Consider the following 22,143-nt stretch of genomic DNA (forward strand, 5'->3'; position numbering starts at 1 on the left):
GCATGCAGGTCACCATGACCGTCAACGACGTCGAGGTCACCCGGGAGATCGAGGGTCGCCTGCTGCTTGTGCACTTCCTGCGCGACGTGCTGGGCCTGACCGGCACGCACTCGGGCTGCGACACCAGCAACTGCGGCACCTGCGTCGTCTGGCTCGACGGCGAACCGGTGAAGTCGTGCACCGTGCTGGCCGCGATGGCCGGCGGCCACCAGGTGCGTACCGTCGAGGGCCTGGCCAAGGGCGCGGAGCTCGACCCGGTCCAGCAGGGCTTCATGCAGTGCCACGGCCTGCAGTGCGGCTTCTGCACGCCCGGCATGATGATGACCGCTCGGGCGCTGCTCAACCGCAACCCGGACCCGACCGAGGCGGAGATCCGCGAAGCGATCTCCGGCCAGATCTGCCGCTGCACCGGCTACGCCACCATCGTGCGCTCGGTGCGCTGGGCCGCCGTGCACGAGGCGAACGCGGCCGCCGCGGTCACCGAGACCACCGAATCACCCGAAGCCGGCGAGATCGACAACGCCGGCCGGCCCGCCGGGAGCGTCGTATGACGACTGTGCACGAGCGCGTGGACACCTTCCACGACAACGACCAGAAGCCGGTGGGCTACGGCCGGATGCTGCGGAAGGAGGATCCGCGCTTCGTGCGCGGCCGGGGCCGGTTCGTCGACGACGTCCGGCTGCCCGGGCTGCTGCACCTGGCCATCCTCCGCTCGCCGGTGGCCCACGCGCGGATCCTGAGCATCGACACGAGCGCCGCCGAGGCATCCCCCGGCGTCAAGGCGGTAGTGACCGGGGCGATGCTGGCCGAGCAGGGTCTGGCCTGGATGCCGACGCTCTCCAACGACGTGCAGGCCGTGCTCGCCACCGACAAGGTGCGCTTCCAGGGCCAGGAGGTGGCGTTCGTCGTCGCCGAGGACCCGTACGCGGCGCGGGACGCGCTGGAGCTGATCGACGTCGAGTACGACGTCCTCGACCCGGTCGTCGACGCCCGCCGCGCGCTGGAACCGGACGCCCCGGTGATCCGCGACGACCTGGAGGGCAAGACCGACAACCACTGCTTCGACTGGGAGACCGGCGACGAGGCGGCCACCGCGGCGGTGTTCGCCCGGGCGGACGTCGTGGTCAGCCAGGACCTGGTCTATCCGCGGGTGCACCCGGCGCCGATGGAGACGTGCGGCGCGGTCGCCGACTTCGACGCCGTCGAGGGCAAGCTGCGCCTCTGGTCCACCACGCAGGCGCCGCACGCGCACCGCACCCTCTACGCCCTGGTGGCGGGCATCCCCGAGCACAAGATCCAGGTGATCTCGCCGGACATCGGCGGTGGCTTCGGCAACAAGGTGCCGATCTATCCGGGGTACGTCTGCGCGATCGTCGCGTCGATCGTCACCGGGAAGCCGGTGAAGTGGATGGAGGACCGCTTCGAGAACCTGATCAGCACCGGCTTCGCCCGCGACTACATCATGCGTGGTGAGATCGCGGCGACCCGGGACGGCCGGATCCTGGCCATCCGCACCAACGTCCTCGCCGACCACGGCGCCTTCAACGGCACCGCCGCGCCGGTGAAGTACCCGGCCGGTTTCTTCGGCGTCTTCACCGGCAGCTACGACATCGAGGCCGCGTACTGCAAGATGACGGCGGTCTTCACGAACAAGGCGCCCGGCGGCGTGGCGTACGCCTGTTCGTTCCGCATCACCGAGGCCGTCTACCTCGTCGAGCGGATCGTCGACTGCCTCGCCGACGAACTGGGCATGGACCCGGCCGAGCTGCGGCTGAAGAACTTCATCCGCCCGGAGCAGTTCCCGTACACCACGAAGACCGGCTGGGTGTACGACTCCGGCGACTACGAGCCGACCATGCGGCTGGCGATGGAGATGGCCGGCTACGCCGACCTGCGGCGCGAGCAGCAGGAGAAGCGGGCCCGGGGCGAGCTGATGGGCATCGGCGTCGCGTTCTTCACCGAGGCCGTCGGCGCCGGGCCGCGCAAGAACATGGACATCCTCGGCCTGGGCATGGCCGACGGTTGCGAGTTGCGCGTGCACCCGACCGGCAAGGCGGTGGTCCGGCTCAGCGTGCAGTCCCAGGGTCAGGGGCACGAGACGACGTTCGCGCAGATCGTCGCGGAGGAGCTCGGCATTCCGCCGGACGACATCGACGTGCTGCACGGCGACACCGACAACACGCCGTTCGGCCTCGGCACGTACGGCAGCCGGTCCACCCCCGTCTCCGGCGCCGCGGCGGCCCTGGTGGCCCGCAAGGTCCGCGACAAGGCCCGGATCATCGCCTCCGGCATGCTGGAGGTCTCGGTCGCCGACCTGGAATGGGACAAGGGTTCCTTCCGGGTCAAGGGCGATCCGGGTAAGAGCGTGACGATCCAGGACATCGCGATGCGGGCCCACGGCGCCGGTGACCTGCCCGAGGGCGTCGAGGGCGGGTTGGAGGCGCAGATCTGCTACAACCCGTCGAACCTGACGTATCCGCACGGGGCGTACATCTGCGTGGTGGACATCGACCCCGGCACCGCGCAGGTCAAGGTGCGGCGCTTCATCGCCGTCGACGACTGCGGCACCCGGATCAACCCCATGATCATCGAGGGGCAGGTGCACGGCGGGCTGGCCGACGGGGTCGGCATGGCCCTGATGGAGATGATCGCGTTCGACGAGGACGGCAACTGCCTCGGCGCGTCGCTGATGGACTACCTGCTGCCCACCGCGCTGGAGGTGCCCGACTGGGAGACCGGCTTCACCGTCACCCCGTCCCCGCACCACCCGATCGGCGCGAAGGGTGTGGGCGAGTCCGCCACCGTCGGCTCCCCGCCCGCGATCGTCAACGCGATCGTCGACGCGCTCGAACCCTTCGGCGTACGGCATGCCGACATGCCGTTGACGCCGTCGCGCGTCTGGGACGCGATGCGCGGCAACGCCCGCCCGCCGATCTAGGGGAGGTGGCCATGACGACTATCGCCCGCCGTACGCAGGATCTGACCGTCTCGCGCGCGCCGTTCGTGCACGCCACGGTGGTCCGGGCGCAGGACCCGACGTCGGCCCGGCCCGGCGACGACGCGGTGATCCTGCCCGACGGCACCATCGAGGGTTTCGTCGGCGGGGTGTGCGCCGAGAACTCGGTGCGGGCGGCCGCCCTGGACACCCTCCGCGACGGCAAGGCGCTGCTGCTGCGGGTCCTGCCGGACGGCACGCCCGCCTTTCCCGACACGCCGGGGGCACGGGTCGTGGTCAACCCGTGCCACTCGGGCGGGGCGCTGGAGATCTTCCTGCGCCCGGTGCTACCGGTACCCGTGCTGGGTCTGGTGGGCGACACGCCGATCAGCGCGGCGGTGGCCACCCTGGCGGCCTTCCTCGACTTCGAGGTGGCCACGTCCGGCGACTACGCCGGCGCGACAGCGGTCGTGGTGGCCGGCCTCGGCAAGGGCGAGCAGGACGCCATCCGCGCCGCCCTGGACGCCGGGGTGGGGCACATCGCGCTGGTCGCCAGCCGAAGGCGCGGGGCGGCGGTGCTCGACGAACTGGCGCTGTCCGACGCGGAGCGCGCCCGGGTCCGGACCCCGGCCGGGCTGGAGATCGGGGCGCGCTCACCACAGGAGATCGCACTGTCGATCATGGCCGAGGTGGTACGGGCGCTGCGGGTGGACGGCCTCGCTTCCTCCCCCGCACCACCCGCGGCGCTCCCCCAGCAAGCAGTCGACCCGGTGTGCGGGATGACAGTCCTGGTCGGACCGGACACCCCGCACGTGCGGATCGACGGCACCGACCACTGGTTCTGCTGCCCCGGCTGCCTCGACCGGCACGTGGCGGCGTAGCCGTGTTCGTCACCGGCCTGGTTCTGGCCGCCGGGGCCTCGGTGCGCCTCGGTGAGGCCAAACAGCTGCTGCCGTACCGCGGGCGGACGCTGCTCGACGCCACCCTCGACCTGGCCCGCTCGTGCGCCTTCGACCAGTTGCTGGTGACCCTCGGTGGCGCCGCCGACCTGGTCCGCGAACGGGTGGACCTGACCGGGGTCCGGGTCGTCGAGAACGCCGAGTTCAGCACTGGCTGCGGATCGTCGGTCCGCGCCGCGGCGCAGGCGGTGGACCCGCGCGCCGACGGGCTCGTGCTCCTGCTCGGCGACCAACCAGGCGTACGGGCCGCCGACGTACGCCGGGTCGTGGCGGCGACCACCCCGCTCGCGGTGTGCCGGTACGCCGACGGTCTGGGGCACCCGTTCTGGTTCGCCCGCGACGTCCTGCCGGAGCTGCGTGTCCTGCACGGGGACAAGGCGGTGTGGAAGCTGCTGCACTCCGGCCGGTACCCGGTCACGGAGATACCTGTGGACGGGCCGGCGCCGATCGACGTGGACACCCGCGCGGACTACCGGCGGCTACTCTCGGGCGAGGCGCGGTGAAGGACCCCCTGGCCGTTCGGCGCCGGCTCGATGCCGTCGACTACCTGGCCGACGACGGCATGGCGATGGCCGTCTTCCTCGCGCTCAAGCTGGGCAAGCCGCTGCTGCTCGAGGGCGAGCCCGGCGTCGGCAAGACGGCGGCGGCGAAGGCGCTGGCGCGGGCGCTGGACACGACGCTGATCCGGCTGCAGTGCTACGAGGGCCTGACCCCCGGCGAGGCGCTGTACGAATGGAACTACCAGCGGCAGTTGCTCGCCATCCGGCTGGCCGAGGCCCGGCACGCCTCGCTCACCGACGCCGACCTGTTCGCCGCGGAGTTCCTGCAGGAACGGCCGATCCTGCGGGCGGTACGCCACCCGGGGCCGGTCCCGCCGGTGCTGCTGATCGACGAGATCGACCGGGCCGACGACGAGTTCGAGGCGCTGCTGTTCGAGTTCCTCGGCGAGTCCGGGATCACCATCCCCGAGCTGGGCACGTTCACCGCGACCACGCCGCCGATCGTGGTGCTCACCTCCAACCGCAGCCGCGACCTGCACGACGCGCTGCGCCGCCGCTGCCTGTACCACTGGATCGACTTTCCGCAGATGGACCGGGCCACCGAGATCGTCCGGCGGGCCGTGCCGGGCGCCACCGAAGGGCTGATCCGCACGGCGACCGCCTTCGTCGGCGACGTACGTACCCTCGGCCTGGACAAGGCGCCCGGCATGGCCGAGGCCATCGACTGGGTCGCCGCGCTGTCAGTGCTCGGCGCCGCCGACCTCTCCGCCGACGACGTCGTCCGGACCATCGGCACCATCGCCAAGACCCCCGACGACCGCGCCGCCGTCGCCGCCGCGCTCGGCGCACACCAGGAGAGGCCGGCATGAAGATCACCAACGAGTTCACCGTCGACATTCCGATCGCGCAGGCGTGGGCGATCCTCACCGACCTGGAGGGCGTCGCGCCGTGCCTGCCGGGCGCCCAGTTGACCGACGTCGACGGCGACGTCCACCAGGGCACGGTGAAGGTCAAGGTCGGCCCGGTCGTCTCCGAGTTCGCCGGCACCGCACGTTTCGTCGAGAAGGACGAGGAGCGGTACCGGGGGGTGATCGAGGCGAAGGGCCGCGACCGGCGGTCCGCGGCGAACGCGTCCGCCCTGGTCACCGCCCACCTGCGGCCGGACGGTCAGCGCACAGTCGTCAACGTGGACACCGATCTGAAGATCTCGGGGCGGCTGGCCCAGTTCGGCAGCGGCATGATCAAGGAGGTGTCCGGCAAGCTGCTCGCCCAGTTCGTCGCCAATCTCGAAGCGAGGCTGGCGGCGGAGGAGACCGGCGACCCGCACGCGGCCACCGCGCCTGACGCGTCCGAGCCCGCGCCGGCCGTCGCCGCCACGCCCGACCGCGCCACGTCCGCCGCGACCGGGCCCGACGCCTCCACGGCCCTGCCCCGTACCCTCGCGGCCGACGCGGACGCCACCCCGTCCGGGACCACCGTGGCCGGCACCCCCGTGGCCGTCTCGGCGCCCACCGGTCGACCGGATGCCGACGCCGACGCCGAACCGGAGACGCTGGACCTGCTCGACATCGCCGGTGGGGCCGTCGTCAAGCGCCTCGTGCCGGTGCTCGTCGGGATCGTCGTCGTCGGTGGGATGATCGCCTGGTGGGTCGCCCGCCGGTGAGCGGCGGTGTGCTGCGCGGCGTCGACCGCGCGGCGTTCGCGACGGCGTTCGCCGACCGGTTGCGGCGGGCCGGCGTACCCGCCGGGCTCACCGAGGCCGGTGATTTCGTCCGGGCGCTCGGCGTGTGGACGCCCGGTGAGACGACCGCGCTCTACTGGGCCGCCCGGATCAGCTTCGTGCGGCGGCACGCCGACCTCGCCGCCTTCGACCGCGTCTTCGCCGCTGTCTTCGCCGACGCGCCGCCGCTGCCGCTCACCCGGTCCGCGGCCCCGCCGGCCGCTCGTGACGACGTGCACCTGCCGGTGCCCGCCGACACCGACGCCACCGGCGACGGTGGTGGGCTGCCGTGGGCGACGTTGCCGGCGCCCGTCGCCGAGGCGGAGCCCTCCGACGCCGGGGTGCGGCTGCCCGAGCGACGGCCCAGCGCCCTCGCCGGGCTCGCCGGCCGGCCGTTCGAGGACCTCGACGCCGCCCAGCTCGCGCTGCTCGGCGACGCCTTGCGCGAGGCCGTCGCCCGCTGGCCGTCCCGGCGCACCAGGCGGCACGCCGTCGGTCCGGCCGGGCGGCGGGTCGCGCTGCGTCCGACTATCGCCCGGGCCCGTCGCACCGCGTGGGAGCCCGTCGAGGTCGTCCGCGAGCGACAGGTACGCCGACCGCGCCGGGTGGTGCTGCTGTGCGACCTCAGCGAGTCGATGCGGGCCCAGGCCCACGCGTACCTGCACCTGCTGCGGGCCTTCGCGGTGAGCACCGACGCGGAGGTGTTCGCCTTCGCCACGACGCTCACCCGGCTCACCGTCGCGCTGCGGCACACGTCGGCGTCCGCGGCGATCGCGCACGCCGGCGCCGCCGTGACCGACCGGTTCGGGGGTACGCGCATCGCGACGAACCTGCGGGCACTGCTCGCGTCCCCGCACGGCGACGCGGTTCGCGGGGCGGTGGTGCTGATCGGCTCGGACGGCTGGGACAGCGACCCCCCGGACGAACTCGCCGCCGTGATGGCACGGCTGAGCCGCCGCGCCCACCGGATCGTCTGGCTGAACCCACGGGCCGGCGCCCCCGGCTTCGCTCCCCTGGTGGCGGGCATGGCCGCGGCCCTGCCCTACTGTGACCGGCTGCTGCCGGCCGCGACGTTCCGGGACCTGCTGGACGCCGCCGGTCAGCTCCAGAGCGTCACGTGCACCGAGGGCCGGAAGCGGTTCACCGCGACGCCCACGCCGCGCATCATCGCCTGAATCGCCCGGGGCGTCGACGCGAAGCGGCACAGTTCCGCTGCCACGGACGGTGTGCCGGGTGTGACGAGCACCAGCGAATGCCACACCGCCTCGGCCTTGGCGTGCGGCCCGGACAACGCCACGAGTTGGCCGCTGCGGAGATCCGGCGCGACGGTGAACGACAGCGCGGGCGCGATCCCCCGGCCGCGCTGCGCCTCACCCAGCGCCGCCGCGTGGCTCTGGAAGATCTGCTGCCGCTCCTCGGGTACGCCGAGCCGGCGCAGCATCGCCGGGACAGCGCCCACGGTGTCGGTGGCCGAAGGGCCGAGCAGCCAGGTCTGGTCACGCAGCTGCCCCGGCGAGGCCGGCACACCGGCCAGCGGATGGTCCGGGCCGAGGACAGTCACCAGCCGGTAGTTCATCATCGGCCGGCCGGAGATCGCCGGATCAGCCACCGGCGGCAGCGGCCCCATCGCGACGTCCGCGGCCCGGGTCAGCAGCAGCGACTCGAAGGAGCCGGGGTCGCAGACGCTCAGCTCGATGTCGAGGTCGGCGGCGCGTCTGGCGAACAGCTCGATCAGTCTCGGCGCGGCGAACTCGGCGAACTCGCTGGAGGCGGCGACCCGCAGCATCCGGCGGCCGTGTGCCGCCGAACTGACCTCCAGGACCGTACGGTCCTGCAGGCCCAGCATCTCGGCCGCGCGGCTGGCGAGCCGCAGCCCGCCGGGGGTGAAGGCCAGCCCCGCCGCCGTCCGGGTGAACAACTGGTCTCCGAACTCCCGCCGGAGCTGGCCGATGAGCAGCGAGACCGCCGACTCGGAGACCTCCAGTTGCGCGGCGGCCTGCTTGACGGATCCCAGCCGGACGACAGCGACGTAGGCCCGTAGCTGCGTCGGAGTCATCGGCGTCGACCCGCCCTTCTGCTGCGCCGTGGACTGCTGCGGGCAGCCCGCGGTGTACCCCGATCATTCCCCGCCGATTGCCTCGCCGCCAGGGACAGCGCGCCCGGAGCGATCCGGCCGGTACGCGGGGTGAGTGCCCGATCAGGCGTCGGTGTCGGTGAGCAGCCCGGCGGCCAGGGCGCGTATCTCGTTCTTGAGTTCGTCCGGGCGCTCGATCGTGAACGACCAGCCGAGCCCGGCGAGCATCTGTGCCGCGCCGTCGAGCCGTTCCGCGCGGGCGGTGAGGCGCACTCCGCCGGGAACCTCGGTGAGCGTGCCGACCGAGGGCGGGATCCGTCGCTGCGCCTGCTCCGGGCTGGTGTGCAGCACCACGGAGATGTCGTGTGCGTACGGCACTGCTGCCAGCCCGGTGAGTACCTGCGTGGTGGGATCGAAGCCGGCCGGGATGTCGAACCTGCCCGGGGTGGGGCGGGCGGTCCCGATGCGGTCGAGCCGGAACGTCCGTACGGCCCGGCGGTTGTGGTCGTGGCCGGTGACGTACCACCGGCCGGCGTGGAAGACCAGCCCGTACGGGTCGAGCCGGCGCTCGCCGGCCTCGCCACGCCAGGCGGTGTAGGTGATGTCCACCGGTTGCTGATGCCGGGCCGCTTCCGCGAGCACCAGCAGCACCTCGATGCCGGGCGGGGCGGACTTCCGGACCCGTGCGGTGAAGTCCACGGTCTCCAGCAGCGAATCGATCCGCCGGGCGAGAACCGCTGGCAGCACCCGGCGGATCTTCGCGGTCGCGCTCTCGGCGGCCGCGCCTTCGGCGGTGACCAGCCCGGCCCGGCGGGCGGCGACGAGCCCGAGCATGACGGCGACCGCCTCCTCGTCGGTGAGCATGAGTGGCGGCAGCTTGTATCCGGGCGCGAGCCGGTATCCGCCGTAGCGGCCGCGCCGGGCCTCGACCGGGATGCCCAGGTCGGCGAGGTGCGCGGCGTAGCGGCGGACCGTGCGCTCGTCGACGCCCAGCCGACCGGCCAGGTCGGCGACGGTGAAGCCGCCGCCGGCCTGGAGGATCTCCAGCAACGCCAGTACGCGCGCGGTCGGCCGGGTCACGAATCCCCACTTCCAATCCGGGCGGAACCTGTCCGGTATTGATCGTAGCGTGTCAGGCATGACGACCTTCGTACTGGTTCCCGGGTTCTGGCTCGGCGCATGGGCCTGGCGCCCGGTCACCGCCGCCCTGCGCGGGCACGGCCACGAGGTGTACCCGCTGAGCCTGACCGGCCTGGGCGAGCGCGCCCACCTGGCCCGCCCGGACACCGACCTCGACGTCCACGTCACCGACGTGGTCAACCTGCTGCGCTACGAGGACCTGCACGACGTGGTGCTCGTCGGGCACAGCTACGCCGGCGCGGTCGTGACGACCGCCGTTGCCGACCGCATGACCGACCGCATCGCCCAACTGGTCTTCGTCGACACCGGCCCGCTGCCCGACGGGGCGGCGAACGAGGACTTCAGCCCACCCCCGGAGCGTGACCGCAACGCGGCGATGGTGGCCGAACACGGCGACGGCTGGTGGCTGCCACCCCCGCCGTGGGCCGGGCTGGCGGCGAGCGCAGCAGACGTGGATGAGTCGGTCGTCGCGTTGCTCGATGAGCGGTCGGTGGCCCAGCCGTGGGCGACTGCCACCACCCCGGTGCGGCTCACCGGCGCGTGGGAGAAGCTGCCCCGCCTCGGCGTGCTGTCGAGCTTCACCGCCGAGCAGGCACGCGAGATGGCCGCCACCGTGCCGCTGTGCCGGCACATGGCCGGCGATTCGTGGCGGTACGAGGAACTGCCGACATGGCACTGGCCGATGCTCAGCCGACCGGCCGAGCTGGCCCGGATCCTGCACGACGCCAGGCCGACGGTGTAGCCCGCGGTGCCCGGGCGACCGCGCCCCAGGTCACCCGGGCACAAACATGGGGAACCATCGAACACAGCCGGTACTCAGATGTTGGAGCCGTCCGGCGGCAGCCCGGGCGGTGGCTGCGGGGATCCGCCCCGGCCGGCAGCCGCTGGACAGGACATGCCCAGGGTGTAGGCCGTCATGGACAACGAGCCGTAGGCGTAGCCGTCGACGAGGACCTCGGTGTCGGGGGTGTCCATGGCGGCGGCCAGACCGGCGAGATACAACGCCGGGATGAAGTGATCCGGTGTCGGTACCGCACGGCGGAAGTCCCCGTGGGCGTCGAGGGTCGCGTACTCGCCCGGATCGGTCAACATCCGGGCCTTGGCGTCCTCGTCGAAGCGTCGCGCCCAGTCGAAGCCGTCGTCGGTCAGCGTCCAGTCCATGCCGCGCAGGTTGTGCACGACATTGCCGCTCGCCACGATCAGCACGCCGCGCCGACGCAGTGGAGCGAGCCGGGCGCCGAGTTGAAGGTGGTAGTCCATCGGCTTGTCGGCGTTGATGCTGAGCTGGACGACGGGAATCGTCGCGTCCGGAAAGGCGTGCATCAGCACCGACCAGGTGCCATGGTCGATGCCCCAGCTGTCGACGTCCGCCCCGACCCAGGTCGGATGGACGACGTCACTGACCTCCTCAGCCAGCTCGGGCAGCCCCGGCGCCGGGTACTGCACCTCGAACAGCTCCTGCGGAAACCCGTAGAAGTCGTGGATGGTCCTCGGCCGGGGCATCGCGGTGACGGCCGTGGCGTTGATGTACCAATGGGCGCTGACCACCAGGATCGCGCGGGGACGCGGCACCGCGGCGCCGAAGGCTCTCCACGCGGAGGTGTACCGGTTGACCTCGAGGGCGTTCATCGGGTTGCCGTGGCCCAGGAACGCCGCGGGCATCAACACATCCCGGGCCGGATGTACGTCTGAAGGCACGTGGACTTCCCTCCGTGGAGGACCGGATCGTACGGCGCGGCCCGCCGGACCTGAATGTCACGATAGTGCCGACCGCGACGTGACGTGGGGTGATCAGGCGGTCGGATGGGAGAGCGCCACGGCGATGGCTGGTCCGATCGCGACGCTGAGCAGATAGGCGAGGTTGAACAGGCCCAGTGCTTCGGCCCGGTGGGAGCCGGAAACGACGCCGGCCGCGTGCAGGGCGAGTACGCCTTGGCCGGTCGCGGCGGCCAAGGAACCGAGCGTCATCGCCGCAAGCAGCAGCGGTACAGCGGTGGTGACCGTCGCCAGCAGCAGCGCGGCGGCGCCGGTGAGGAGCAACATGGCGACCGCGACGCGGCGTGGCACTCGCACGGATGCCGCGACCAGGAACCCGGAGCAGATGCCGCCGATCAGGTACGGCGCCAGCAGCACGAGCCCGCTCTGGGTGCCTGCCCATCCCGCGTGCTGTCGCAGCAGGTCCGGCGCGGCGTAGAGCAGGGCGAAGTTCCCCGCTCCCAGCGCGAAGGCCAGCGCGCACGCCGCGAGGAACCGGCCGTTCCGTGCCACCGCAGCAGGCAGGAAGCCGTCCGGGCGGACCTTGGTCCAGGCCACCAGCAGAGGCAGCAGCACGACGGTGGCCGGGCCGGCCACCAGCGGCCGGTGCGGAATGAGGACGGCTGCGGTGACCAGCATGGCCAGGATGGTCATCCCGAAGAAGTCGAACGGCGCCGGCGCCGCGTCCGGTGCGGTGGTGCCGCGGCGAGTCGCGGGCACGGCGAGCACCGCCAGCAGCGGCAACGCCAGCGCCGCCTGCCACGAGGAGAGGTCGGCGATCAGTGCGCCGGTCAGCGGACCGGTGGCCCCGACGACCGCCAGCGACGCGGCGACCACGCCCATCTGCCGGGCCGAGTCGGCCAGTTTCATCGCGGTCACGGTGAGGCCGGCAGACCCCAGTCCCTGCACCGCCGCACCGGCCACCATCGCCGACACGCTCGGGATCAGCACGAGGATGAGCGTCCCCGCTGCCACCAGCGCGGACGCGACGGTCAGGGCCGCTCGTACGCCGCGACGGGCGAGCAGCGCCGCCAACAGCGGCGTCCCCAACGCGATCCCCCAGCCGAAGGCGGTCACACCGGCGGCCGCGGCCTGTTCCCCACTACCCGTCGCGCGCGCCAGGTCGTCGAGCAGCAGTGCCGGTGCGGCAATCCCGAACGACAGCGGACCGGCCAGCAGGGCGAGCCAGGGTGTGGCCACCCGCCCCGGTGCGAGTTGCCTGTCGCGGCGAGCGGCTCGGCGCCGCTGTAGCTGATCCATGTCGTTCCTCCGGTGTCGGCTCGGTTCAGCCTTCCCGGGGCTCCTTACCGTCGGCTGATGGCCGGCTGACGTACGCGTCGGTGACCCCGCGTCGCTTCCCGCCGAGCAGACCGACGGCCGGCGGACCTTCGCGGGGCGGGACAGCCGGCTGGCTAGTGTGAAGCGATGAGGTTCGGAGTGCTGGGCGACGTTGCGGTGTGGACGTCGGACGGCACACCTGTCGCCGTGCCCGGCCTCAAAGTGCGTGGTCTGCTGGCTGACCTGCTGGTTCACGAGGGGCGCCCGGTGACCGCCGACCGGCTGATCGAAGATCTCTGGGGTGACGAGGCGCCGGGCAACGCGCTCGGGGCGCTCCAGACCAAGGTGTCGCAGTTGCGGCGTGCCCTGGAGGCGGGCGAGGCGGGTGGCCGTGCGCTGGTCGAGTCCGGTGAGGCCGGCTACCGGCTGCGGACGTCGTCGGAATCGGTCGACGCCGGTCGCTTCGCCGCTCTGTTGCTACGTTCGGGCGCGCAGCGGGAGCCCGCTGTGCGGGCGGCGACGCTGACGGAGGCTCTGTCGCTGTGGCGCGGTTCCCCGTACGCCGACTTCAGTGACGAGCGATTCGTCCGCCAGGCGGTCGATCGGCTCAACGACCAGCGCCTGACCGCGCTGGAGGAACTGGCCGAGGCCCGGCTCGATCTTGGGCAGCACCACCTGCTCGCCGGGGAACTGACCGACCTGGTCGCAGGCCACCCGTGGCGTGAGCGACTACGGGCCGCGCACCTGCGCGCCCTGTACGGCTCGGGACGGCAGCATGAGGCGCTGTTCGCCTACGAGCAGTTCCGTCGGCAGGCGCGCGACGAACTCGGTGTCGATCCCGGCAGAGAGTTGGTCGAGCTGCACGGGGCGATCCTGCGCCAGGATCCCGCCCTCCAGCCGCCGGCACCGGCGTCGGCTCCGGCCCGAACCAACCTGCCGGCGCCTCTGTCGCCGGGTCCGTACGGCGGACTGATCGGGCGCGACGCGGCTGTCGAGGCGGTACGGGAGCGGCTGACGAACGAGCGGCTGGTGACCCTGACCGGTCTGGGTGGGGTGGGAAAGAGCAGGTTGGCGATCGAGGCCGCTCGGGTGCTGGGTGACACGTTCCCCGCTGGAGTGTGGCTCGTCGAGCTGGCCGGCCGGCCGTACAGCGGCGACCACGCGACCCGCACCGAGATCGTCGACATGGTGGCGGCGACGCTCGAGATCCGAGACGACAGTCCGCCCGGCCTGCCCGGTGATCGACCACCCCGCGAGCCGATGGACCGGCTGGTCGCCGCGCTGCGAGGTCGGCGGATGCTGTTGCTGCTCGACAACTGCGAACACGTGGTGGCGTCAGTCGCTCAACTGACCGAGAAACTTCTCGGCGCCGCGGCCGAACTGCGCATCCTGGCGACGAGCCGCGAACCGCTCGGGATCCCCGGCGAAGTCGTCATTCCGGTGCCGCCGCTGGCCCTGCCGGAGCCCGGAGCCGGCGCGCGGCAGATCGCCGAGGCTCCGGCGGTTCGGCTCTTCGTAGCCCGCGCCCGCGCCACCGAGCCGGGGTTCACCGTCGATCAGCGGAACACGGACGCGGTCGCCGTCATCTGCCGGCGGCTCGACGGCGTACCGCTGGCGCTGGAACTGGCCGCGTCCCGTCTGACCGTTCTCGACCCGGACGAGCTGGCGGCACGGCTCGACGATCGCTTCCGGCTGCTGTCATCCGGCCGGCGCACCGCGCCCCCGCGTCAGCAGGGACTTCGCGCCGTGATCGACTGGAGTTGGGAGTTGCTGGCGCCTCCCGAACGCGCGGTGCTGCGCCGGCTCGCGGTCTTCGCCGACGGCGCCACCCTGGCCGCCGCCGAGCAGGTGTGCGCTGGCGGCCAGGTGGCAGCGGACGAGGTCCTCGATGTGCTGGCACGCCTGATCGACCGGTCGCTGGTCATGGTGCGGCACGGTGAGAGTCCGCGACGCTTTCGGCTGCCGGAGACGGTGGCTGCCTACGGTCTGGAACAGCTCGACAGCGCCGCCGAGCTGCCCGCAACTCGTCGCCGTTACGTCACGTGTTTCGCCCGTCTCGCCGAGCAGGCCGCCGGGCGGCTACGTGGTCACGATCAGAGCCGCGCGCTACGCGAGCTGGACGCCGAGAACGCGAACTTCCGGGCGGCGCTCGACGTCGCCGCCACTGACGGTCAGGCCCGCGTGGGCCTGGCGCTCGCCACCTCGTTGTCCTGGTACCGGCTGCTCCGGGGTCGGTTCGGAGAGGTGAGCCGGTCACTGCGAACGGCGCTGGACATCGTCCCGAGGAGCGAGGTCGACGTCGCACCGGACGGCCTGCGGCGGCATGCGGAGATGTGGCTGACCGCTCTCGCCACCCGGGACGGCGATCCGACCGCTCCCCGGCAGCGGATCCTGGAGAGCTACCAGGACCACGAGGGGCCGGAGAAGGCGTTCGCGCAGTGGTTGTTCGCTTCCATGATGCTCGGCTCCGGAGATCCGGGCGCGGCGGCCGTCCTGGTCGACGCGGCGCTGGCGGCGTTCCGCGCCGGCGGGGACCGGTGGGGCATCGCTGCCGCCTGCGCCATCCGAGCGGACCTCGCGCTCGTACTCCGCAGCGACCTGCCCGCGGCGCAGCGTGACTGCGAGACCAGCCGGGCGCTGTTCGAGCAACTGGGCGACCGCTGGGGCCAAGTACATCCGACGAGCCTGTTGGGAACCCTGGCCGAGATCCACGGCGACTACGATCGCGCCGCCACGCGCTACCGGGAGGCGTTGCGCATCGCCGAACACCTGCGGCTGTGGACGTCGGTGTCCCGGCAGCTGGCATGCATCGGCCGGCTCGCCATTTTGAGAGGCGACCTCGACGAGGCCGTCGTCAGTCACGACCGCGCGCTACAGGTGGCCCAGGAACAGTCGAGCTCCTCCGCCGTCGCCTTCGCCGGCACGGGCCTGGCAATGATCGCGCGACGGCGGGGCGACCTCGACGCCGCCGAGACCCGGCAGCGGGACCTGCTCGGCTGGAACCGCCGTGCCGGCTTCCTGCCGGGCTGCGCGCTCGCGCTGGCCGAGTTGGGGTTCATCGCGGAGCACCGCGGTGATGCTGTCCTCGCCGAGCGCCACCACCGTGAGTCGCTCGACGCGGCGCGCGCCACCGGTGATCAACGGGCGGTCGCCCTGGCTCTCGAGGGCCTGGCCGGGGCCATCAGCCTCGGCGGTGACAGTCGGCCCGCCGCGCGGCTGCTCGCCGCGGCACGGACGCTGCGCGAGGCCGCCGGCGCGCCGCTGCCTCCCAGCGAGCAACACGACGTCCAGCGCATCACCGCCCGCCTCCGGGAGGCGCTCGGCAGCGACGAACTCGCTGCCGAGATGAGCCGCGGCGCACAGCTCGACCTCGACGAACAGCCGTTCAGCGGCGTCGGTAAGGGGGTGGTCAGCGAACGGTAAGCCTGCTCGGCACGGTTGACCGAGTACCGAGCCGACCCAGGAGGCAGCATGCATACCGATGCCAGGATCGCCGTCATCTACTACTCCGCCACCGGCACCGTGCACCGGCTCGCGCAGGCATTTGTCGACGGAGCCGCGGACGCCGGCGCGGAGGTCCGCCTGCGCCGGGTGGCAGAGTTGGCGCCGGAGCACGTCATTGATGCCAAGCCGCAGTGGCGAGCCCACCTCGACGCCACTGGCGACATTCCGGTCGCCACCCTGGACGACCTCCGGTGGGCCAACGGGTACGCCTTCGGCACGCCGACCCGTTTCGGGAACATCTGCTCTCAGCTGCGCCAGTTTCTCGACACCACGACCGGCCCATGGCAGGCGGAGGAACTGGCCGACAAGCCGGCGACCGGTTTCACCGCCAGCTACGAGGAGCACGGCGGCCAGGAGGCGACTCTGCTCAGCCTCTACCAGACCTTCCACCACTGGGGGTCGATCATCCTGCCTACGGGCTACCTGAACTACGACACCGCTCACGTCGCCGGCGGAAACCCGTACGGCGTCAGCCAGGTGGAGAGCCGCGCCAGCCGGGATCCCGAGTACGCCAGAGCTGTCCTCGAGACGGCCTGCTTCCAGGGCGCACGCCTGACCCGGATGGCAGCCGCTCTCGCCGCCGCCCGCGCGGACAGCAAGCTCGGGTAGGAGCCCGGCGGCGGGAGCAGTACGACACCGGGACGGAATCGTGAGTAGACGCGCGGGTCATGTCGAACATCGGCAGAAGGTGTACGGGGTGTCCGCGCTCAACCCGGTCACGTCATCGGCCGCCTTTCGGGGCATGCGCCGAAGGCGATCGTGGGGAACTGATGCGGGGCGCCGCTTCCTCGCCTAAGCTGCATCCGAATACATCGATACCAATCAATAGCAGGTGTCGGCAGCCGGGGCCGGTCCAGGCAGCCAGGCCTCGCATTCACCGACCCCGATTGGAGTACCCGATGACCTGGCGTCCAACCATCGCCGCACTCACCGGCCTGTGCCTCGCGCTCACCACCGCACCAGGCCCCGCCGGCGCCGCGCCCCCGGCACCTCGGCGCGCCGCTCATGTGAACGTTCACACCTACCCGCTCGCCGGGCCGCCCGGCGCGCCCCCCGGGGTCTGCCCGGGCGGCACCGGGTACGGCCCGCCGCTGCCGGCCGGCTCCGTGTCCGCGACGAAGATCCAGAGCGGGTTCTCGTTCCTCGAAGGACCGGTCTGGATCGCCGACGGCGGCTACCTGCTGATGTCCGACATGGCCGCGGGCACCGGGCCGTACAACGTGCAGCCCTCCACGATCCGCCGATTCACCCCGCCTTCAACCTTCGACACCTTCATCGCCGACTCCGGCAGCAACGGCCTGGCACTCAGCCCCGACGCCCAGCAGATCATCGCCGCCACCCACGACCAGCGGAACGTCTCCGCGTACCGGCTGAGCGACCGGACCCGCAGCACCGTCGCCGCCGACTACCAGGGCCGGGCGTTCAACTCACCGAACGACGTCACGGTCCGCTCCGACGGCGTCGTCTACTTCACCGACCCCAACTTCCAGCGCGGCAACCGACCCGACCAGATGAGCGGACGTACCAGTGTCTTCCGCGTCTCCGGCGGCCAGGTCTCGCTGGTGGACGACCGGCTGCGGCAACCCAACGGCATCGCGCTCTCCCCGGACGGCGGCACCCTCTACGTGGGTGCCTACTCCGAGAACAAGATCTACAAGTACGTCGTCCAGCCCGACGGCAGCACCGGCGCCCGCAGCGTCTTCGTCAACTACCTCGGCGGTCCCGACGGCGTCACCGTCGACTGCGCCGGCAACGTGTACTGGGCCTCCGGCTCGGACGGGCTGATCCACGTCTACTCGCCCTCAGGCGCGCAGCTCGGCACGATCCGCTCCGGCGGCGCCGGCACCACGAACGTGGCGTTCGGCGGACCCGACCGGCAGACCCTCTACATCACCTCCGGCCGGACGAACGACTCCGGCCTGTACAGCATCCGGCTCAACGTCCCCGGCTACCCGTACTGACCAAGAACCCCGGGAAGGAAAGCACCCGTGCGGACCCATCCTCACCAGCTCCGACACCGCGTACCGCTCGCCCTGCTGATCTGCGCCGGCACCGTCCTGGCCGGCGTACCCGCAAACGCCGCGGCGGCCGCGCCGGCGGCCGGCAGCCGGCCGGCGGCCCGGCTCGCCGCCGACACCAGCCCGCCCACCCGGCCGACCGGCCTGCGCAGCAGCCGGCTGACCTGCCAGTCCGTCACGCTTTCCTGGTACGCGTCCCGGGACAACGTCGGCGTCGCCTTCTACGACATCTACCACGACGGCCAGCTCGTCACCTCGGTCTCGGGACGGACGCTGACCGCCACGCTCAGCGTCGTGCAGGGTGTCACCTGGGGCTGGTACGTCAACGCCCGCGACGCCGCCGGCAACGTCTCGCAGGCCAGCTCCACGCTCTCGGTCACCCCGCCGTTCTGCCAGCAGGACACGACTCCGCCCAGCACGCCGACCAACCTGGCCGCGACGGTGAACGGCACAGCCGTGACCCTCACCTGGTCGGCCTCCACCGACAACGTCGCGGTCACCGGCTACACGATCCTGCGCAACGGTACGGCCGTCGGCTCCACCACCGGCACCGGCGGCAACCCACCGGCGACCACGTTCACCGACACCGGGCTGACGCCCGACACCGACTACCGGTACACGGTGACCGCCCGCGACGCCCAGGGCAATGTCTCGGGGACGAGCGCCGCGGTCACCGCGCACACCGGCACGGGGTGCACGAGCCCGGTGTGCGGCGCCACGGTGGTCACCACCGAGAAGGACCTGCCCTGGGGCCTTGTGCAACTGCCCGACGGCACGGTCCTCTACGGCCGGCGCGACCTGTTCGACATCGTCGCCATGAACCCGGACGGCACCGACAAACGCAGCATCGGCACCGTGCCGAACGTGGCCGGCACCAGCGGCGAGGGCGGCGTGCTCGGGCTGGCCGTCTCGGCCACCTTCACCACCGACCGCTGGCTGTACATCTACCACACCACCACGACCGACAACCGGATCGTGCGCATCCGCTACGACGGCACGCTGCAGACCGGCACCAGGCAGGTGCTCGTCACCGGGATCCCGCGCAACAAGTACCACAACGGCGGCCGGCTGCGCTTCGGCCCCGACGGCAAGCTCTACGCCGCCACCGGCGACGGACAGAACCCCGACGTGGCCCAGGACACCAACAATCTCGGCGGCAAGGTGCTGCGGCTCAACCCCGACGGCACGGTGCCGGCGGACAACCCCTTCGGCAACCACGTGTGGAGCTACGGCCACCGCAACCCGCAGGGCCTCGCCTTCGACTCCCAGGGCCGGCTCTTCGAGCAGGAGTTCGGCAACAACGTCATGGACGAGACCAACATCATCGTCAAGGGCGGCAACTACGGCTGGCCCGCCTGCGAAGGCACCTCCGGTGACTGCGCCAACCCGAGCTTCAGGGCCCCGATCCGGACGTACCCGGTGGCCGAGGCCTCGTGCAGCGGCATCGCGATCGTCCGGGACGTGCTCTACATCGCCTGCCTGCGTGGCAACCGGATGTACCGTGCGGAGATCAGCGGCGACACGCTCACCAACGTCCAGCAGTATTTCGTCGGGACGTACTTCCGGCTGCGCACCGTCGAACCGACCCTCGACGGCAACCTGTGGCTGACCACGAGCACCGGCGGGGACAAGGACAGCACCCCGAACAACAGCAACGAGAAGATCCTCAAGGTGACCCTCGGCGGGGCGGCGTCCAGCCCCACGAGCTGAGGGCGAGCCGGGAATCCGGCACCGCCGGCCCCGGAGGGTGCCCGCGTCGCGCGGGCACCCTCCGAGCGGTCCGGGCCAGTACTGCAGCGGACCGCCGCCGGAGTGTCGACGAGGTGGCAAGTCAGGTGACGCCGACGTTCAGGTAGAAGTGGCCGAGCTTGAGCGACAGAGAGGCGCCTCCGAAGTGGTGAATGACCAGGGCCAACAGGATGACGATCAAGATGCAGACGACGAGCCAGATCAGGGACCACACGAACCTCGGGATCCCGTAGCGACCGACGCGAGCCATTAGGCTCGCCCCCTCGGCGGTGGCGCTGCAGCAGGTGCCGCCACGCATGGCCTTGTCGGCTGTCGATAACTGCGCCCGACGCTAGCGGACGTCTCCATACCCCCTCCTTCATCGAGGTGTCCGCGAAACTTCCCTACCGAGGCTCGCGTCAAACTGGGACAGAGCTTGGCGTCCCGCGCATGGGCGAGGTCTCTTGCCGAACGGGCGGCGCTACGCCTGAGGGGTCCAAGTCTGATACGGCCAGGTGCCGGCGGCACGGGCCCGATCCACCAGCTCGGGCGCCCGGGTGCTGACCTCGATGGCGAGCTGTCCTGCGTATCCGGCCATCGCTTCCGGGTACGTCCGTAAGGCAACCAGCAGCCGCCCAGCTGCGCTGAGACGTTCGACGGCGATTCGCCAGTCCTGACGGTCGACGGCGAGCGCGGCGGTGAGCAGCAGTGTGTTCGCGTACTCCCAGGCTGCGCGCTGGTCCAGCACGGCCAGCTCATGACGGATCGCGTAGGCATGTTCGGCCAGGGGCGCCGCCGTCGCTGTCTGCCGGCGTTCGAGCAGCGCGGAGGCGAGATTGTGCAGGGCCGTGCCGAGGATTCGGCGCAGCCGTGGGTAGGCCGCCTCCGCGTCCGCGCAGCGGTCGATGACCTCCGACAGCAGCATGATCTGGTCTTCGTGACGTCCGGTGGCTTCCGCGACGACGGCGGCGTCGACCATGTGGGTGACCGCGTCAGCCAGCGCCTCCCGCTCGGTGGTGGTCCCGCGTAGCAGGCCCTCGTGCCGCCGGACGGCAACGACCACGGACAGCCAGGCAAGGTCCCAGGCGTCGTCGCAGTGGCCGATCCGGTGCCGGAGCATCGCCCGCTGGTAGAGGGCTGCGGACCAGAGGCGCCGGACGTCCCGCCGGGCCGGGTCCGACGTCGCCCCGTCGTACAGGCTCAACTCGTCGGCGAGCTCGGCGAGGACGCGGTCGGCTTCGATGATCTGATCCGCGTCGGCCAGAGAGATACCTTGATCGAGCCGGGCGGCACAATCGGCGATCACCGACGGGTCAGCGGGCGGGCGGTTGCCGGGTGCACGGCCGGTCACCCGCGACTCCGCCGCCAGCCGAGCCGCGAACCCGCCGGCGGTAACGCCGGATGGTGCGGGCTGGGCCAGCAGATCCAGGTAGGAGCGGCGGACCCGCCATGCGCCCGAGTCGGGCACCACCAGGTTTTCCGGCGCGGCTTGTTGCAGCTGCGCCAGCGACGCCTCGGTCCGTTCTAGTCGCTTCTGCGCTCCGGAACCCTGGAACATCTGTTCCAGTGAGTACTGTTCAGTCAGCGCCACCCGCATCAGGTCCGGCCGCCCCAGAGCGCTGGCGACCCGCGCGAAGATTCCAAGGGCGTCCGCCAGGTCGATCACGGCGGCCGCTTCGCCGGTGTCGCGGGCGAGCCCACGCTGCAGGTCGACCATCTCGGCGGCCAACGGTCCCAGGACGGATGGGTCCGTCTCGAGTCTCAGGGTGACCAGCCCAGTCAGTGCCGCGGTCCGAGCGCGGCGGGCGTCGAGGCCGTCGGCGGGCCGGGGCGCGACCAACCGCCACACCCGTTCGACGACATCGCGCCCGCGATCGACGAGCCCGATGCCGGCCAGGATCTGCCCCGCCTGCACGGTGCGGACCACGGCGTCGGCATGCCAGTCCGGATCGGAGAGCAGATCGCCGGCGAGCGCGATGACCTCCTCGGCCTGTTCCCGCAGATCAGTGACGTCACCGCCATCGGCGAGCCGTTCCTGAGAGAGGTTCAGAGTGGCGCGGCCGAGAGCATGCAGCAGACGCCCCGGATCGCCCAGACCACGGGCAGCGGCAACCGCCCGCTCAACGGCCGCCCGGGTGTCCGGGCCGAGACCGGCCCGCGCGGTGATCTCGTCGGCGGCGCTGAGCAGGCGATCGACCTCGGCAGGTTCGCTCATCACACCTCCAGTGCTGGACGACGAGTTGCCGTGACCAGCTGTGTGCCCGCACTGAGCACGTCGCGATCCGCTCTCATCCACCAGTGACGTGACACGCCGTGAGGGCATGTCGCACTTCTACCAGGAGCCAGAGGAAAGAAGAAGAAGGTCGATACGGTCTCGCGGATGCCATGAAGTTCTGCGAAGACGCAGATATAACGACATTCGACGCAATCGCAACGCCGATCCGCGCGTACAAGGCGGCGCTCATTCCCAGAAACACTGCGTCGCCGGTCCCCACGCATCCGCTCATCGGCCCCCTGTACGTCGTGCGTCAG

General features: G+C 71.8%; 18 protein-coding genes. 12 read left to right on the top strand and 6 right to left on the bottom strand.

Annotation, left to right across the window (positions count from 1 at the left end; genetic code table 11):
- Window positions 1-2 precede the first annotated feature (2 nt).
- From KBX43_RS17810 to KBX43_RS17840, 7 genes are read left to right on the top strand one after another with little or no spacing between them, the layout of a single operon-like run.
- On the top strand, window positions 3-551 hold the full coding sequence (locus KBX43_RS17810; protein WP_043325358.1) for a (2Fe-2S)-binding protein: 549 nt from the start codon (window positions 3-5) through the stop codon (window positions 549-551).
- Window positions 548-2,938, top strand: a complete 2,391-nt coding sequence (locus KBX43_RS17815; RefSeq protein WP_210885657.1) for an aerobic carbon-monoxide dehydrogenase large subunit — start codon at window positions 548-550, stop codon at window positions 2,936-2,938. The genes KBX43_RS17810 and KBX43_RS17815 overlap by 4 nt, the downstream gene beginning before the upstream one ends.
- A gap of 11 nt (window positions 2,939-2,949) precedes the next feature.
- On the top strand, window positions 2,950-3,816 hold the full coding sequence (locus KBX43_RS17820; protein ID WP_166457119.1) for an XdhC family protein: 867 nt from the start codon (window positions 2,950-2,952) through the stop codon (window positions 3,814-3,816).
- Window positions 3,817-3,818: 2 nt separating this feature from the next.
- Window positions 3,819-4,397, top strand: coding sequence for an NTP transferase domain-containing protein (locus KBX43_RS17825; RefSeq protein ID WP_209960867.1), 579 nt, complete (start codon window positions 3,819-3,821; stop codon window positions 4,395-4,397).
- Window positions 4,394-5,263: a MoxR family ATPase gene (locus tag KBX43_RS17830; RefSeq protein ID WP_210885659.1), complete on the top strand. Its 870-nt coding sequence runs from the start codon at window positions 4,394-4,396 to the stop codon at window positions 5,261-5,263. Before KBX43_RS17825 ends, KBX43_RS17830 begins: the two co-directional genes overlap by 4 nt.
- Window positions 5,260-6,057, top strand: a complete 798-nt coding sequence (locus tag KBX43_RS17835) for an SRPBCC family protein (RefSeq protein ID WP_210885662.1) — start codon at window positions 5,260-5,262, stop codon at window positions 6,055-6,057. The genes KBX43_RS17830 and KBX43_RS17835 overlap by 4 nt, the downstream gene beginning before the upstream one ends.
- Window positions 6,039-7,289, top strand: coding sequence for a VWA domain-containing protein (locus KBX43_RS17840; RefSeq protein ID WP_307851548.1), 1,251 nt, complete (start codon window positions 6,039-6,041; stop codon window positions 7,287-7,289). The genes KBX43_RS17835 and KBX43_RS17840 overlap by 19 nt, the downstream gene beginning before the upstream one ends.
- Here the strand turns inward: KBX43_RS17840 and KBX43_RS17845 are convergent.
- Both KBX43_RS17845 and KBX43_RS17850 read right to left on the bottom strand, forming a co-directional pair.
- Entirely contained in the window at window positions 7,214-8,170 is a 957-nt protein-coding gene (locus KBX43_RS17845) for a LysR family transcriptional regulator (protein WP_064447319.1), read from the bottom strand. The two genes, KBX43_RS17840 and KBX43_RS17845, sit on opposite strands and share 76 nt — an antisense overlap.
- A gap of 141 nt (window positions 8,171-8,311) precedes the next feature.
- The gene (locus KBX43_RS17850) at window positions 8,312-9,268 is read right to left on the bottom strand and encodes a YafY family protein (protein WP_210885665.1); all 957 of its coding nucleotides are present in this window, start codon (window positions 9,266-9,268) and stop codon (window positions 8,312-8,314) included.
- A 58-nt stretch (window positions 9,269-9,326) separates the two neighbouring features.
- On the opposite strand from KBX43_RS17850, the gene KBX43_RS17855 reads away from it, so the two are divergent.
- A complete protein-coding gene (locus tag KBX43_RS17855; protein WP_210885668.1) occupies window positions 9,327-10,070 on the top strand; it encodes an alpha/beta fold hydrolase in 744 nt (247 codons plus the stop codon).
- A 74-nt stretch (window positions 10,071-10,144) separates the two neighbouring features.
- Here the strand turns inward: KBX43_RS17855 and ygiD are convergent, their stop codons facing one another.
- Complete coding sequence (gene ygiD / locus KBX43_RS17860; RefSeq protein WP_210885671.1) at window positions 10,145-10,990, bottom strand: 4,5-DOPA dioxygenase extradiol; 846 nt, start codon at window positions 10,988-10,990, stop codon at window positions 10,145-10,147.
- Between the two features lie 129 nt (window positions 10,991-11,119).
- Window positions 11,120-12,343, bottom strand: a complete 1,224-nt coding sequence (locus KBX43_RS17865; RefSeq protein WP_210885674.1) for an MFS transporter — start codon at window positions 12,341-12,343, stop codon at window positions 11,120-11,122.
- 165 nt (window positions 12,344-12,508) lie between these two features.
- Here KBX43_RS17865 and KBX43_RS17870 point away from each other — a divergent pair, with 165 nt between their 5' ends.
- From KBX43_RS17870 to KBX43_RS17885, 4 genes are all read left to right on the top strand, one after another.
- Window positions 12,509-15,784, top strand: a complete 3,276-nt coding sequence (locus tag KBX43_RS17870; protein ID WP_247677487.1) for a BTAD domain-containing putative transcriptional regulator — start codon at window positions 12,509-12,511, stop codon at window positions 15,782-15,784.
- A gap of 48 nt (window positions 15,785-15,832) precedes the next feature.
- Window positions 15,833-16,474: an NAD(P)H:quinone oxidoreductase gene (wrbA, locus tag KBX43_RS17875; protein ID WP_064447314.1), complete on the top strand. Its 642-nt coding sequence runs from the start codon at window positions 15,833-15,835 to the stop codon at window positions 16,472-16,474.
- Between the two features lie 290 nt (window positions 16,475-16,764).
- Window positions 16,765-17,826 (top strand): SMP-30/gluconolactonase/LRE family protein, encoded by a 1,062-nt coding sequence (locus KBX43_RS17880; RefSeq protein ID WP_210885677.1) that lies wholly within the window; start codon window positions 16,765-16,767, stop codon window positions 17,824-17,826.
- A 27-nt stretch (window positions 17,827-17,853) separates the two neighbouring features.
- A complete protein-coding gene (locus tag KBX43_RS17885) occupies window positions 17,854-19,593 on the top strand; it encodes a PQQ-dependent sugar dehydrogenase (protein ID WP_280841842.1) in 1,740 nt (579 codons plus the stop codon).
- Between the two features lie 121 nt (window positions 19,594-19,714).
- On the opposite strand, the gene KBX43_RS17890 is transcribed toward KBX43_RS17885, so the two are convergent.
- Window positions 19,715-19,930, bottom strand: a complete 216-nt coding sequence (locus KBX43_RS17890) for a hypothetical protein (RefSeq protein ID WP_064447312.1) — start codon at window positions 19,928-19,930, stop codon at window positions 19,715-19,717.
- A 162-nt stretch (window positions 19,931-20,092) separates the two neighbouring features.
- Window positions 20,093-21,826: a hypothetical protein gene (locus tag KBX43_RS17895; RefSeq protein WP_209960858.1), complete on the bottom strand. Its 1,734-nt coding sequence runs from the start codon at window positions 21,824-21,826 to the stop codon at window positions 20,093-20,095.
- Window positions 21,827-22,143 lie beyond the last annotated feature (317 nt).

Origin of the sequence: Micromonospora sp. C41 (genome assembly GCF_018070485.1) — a bacterium.
Lineage (GTDB): Bacteria > Actinomycetota > Actinomycetes > Mycobacteriales > Micromonosporaceae > Micromonospora > Micromonospora chalcea.

Coding starts and splice junctions, on each gene's coding strand:
- KBX43_RS17810 (WP_043325358.1), top strand. CDS start 3: ATGCAGGTCACCATGACCGTCAACGACGTCGAGGTCACCCGGGAGATC.
- KBX43_RS17815 (WP_210885657.1), top strand. CDS start 548: ATGACGACTGTGCACGAGCGCGTGGACACCTTCCACGACAACGACCAG.
- KBX43_RS17820 (WP_166457119.1), top strand. CDS start 2,950: ATGACGACTATCGCCCGCCGTACGCAGGATCTGACCGTCTCGCGCGCG.
- KBX43_RS17835 (WP_210885662.1), top strand. CDS start 5,260: ATGAAGATCACCAACGAGTTCACCGTCGACATTCCGATCGCGCAGGCG.
- KBX43_RS17845 (WP_064447319.1), bottom strand. CDS start 8,170: ATGACTCCGACGCAGCTACGGGCCTACGTCGCTGTCGTCCGGCTGGGA.
- KBX43_RS17855 (WP_210885668.1), top strand. CDS start 9,327: ATGACGACCTTCGTACTGGTTCCCGGGTTCTGGCTCGGCGCATGGGCC.
- ygiD (WP_210885671.1), bottom strand. CDS start 10,990: ATGCCCGCGGCGTTCCTGGGCCACGGCAACCCGATGAACGCCCTCGAG.
- KBX43_RS17865 (WP_210885674.1), bottom strand. CDS start 12,343: ATGGATCAGCTACAGCGGCGCCGAGCCGCTCGCCGCGACAGGCAACTC.
- KBX43_RS17870 (WP_247677487.1), top strand. CDS start 12,509: ATGAGGTTCGGAGTGCTGGGCGACGTTGCGGTGTGGACGTCGGACGGC.
- wrbA (WP_064447314.1), top strand. CDS start 15,833: ATGCATACCGATGCCAGGATCGCCGTCATCTACTACTCCGCCACCGGC.
- KBX43_RS17880 (WP_210885677.1), top strand. CDS start 16,765: ATGACCTGGCGTCCAACCATCGCCGCACTCACCGGCCTGTGCCTCGCG.
- KBX43_RS17890 (WP_064447312.1), bottom strand. CDS start 19,930: ATGCGTGGCGGCACCTGCTGCAGCGCCACCGCCGAGGGGGCGAGCCTA.
- KBX43_RS17895 (WP_209960858.1), bottom strand. CDS start 21,826: ATGAGCGAACCTGCCGAGGTCGATCGCCTGCTCAGCGCCGCCGACGAG.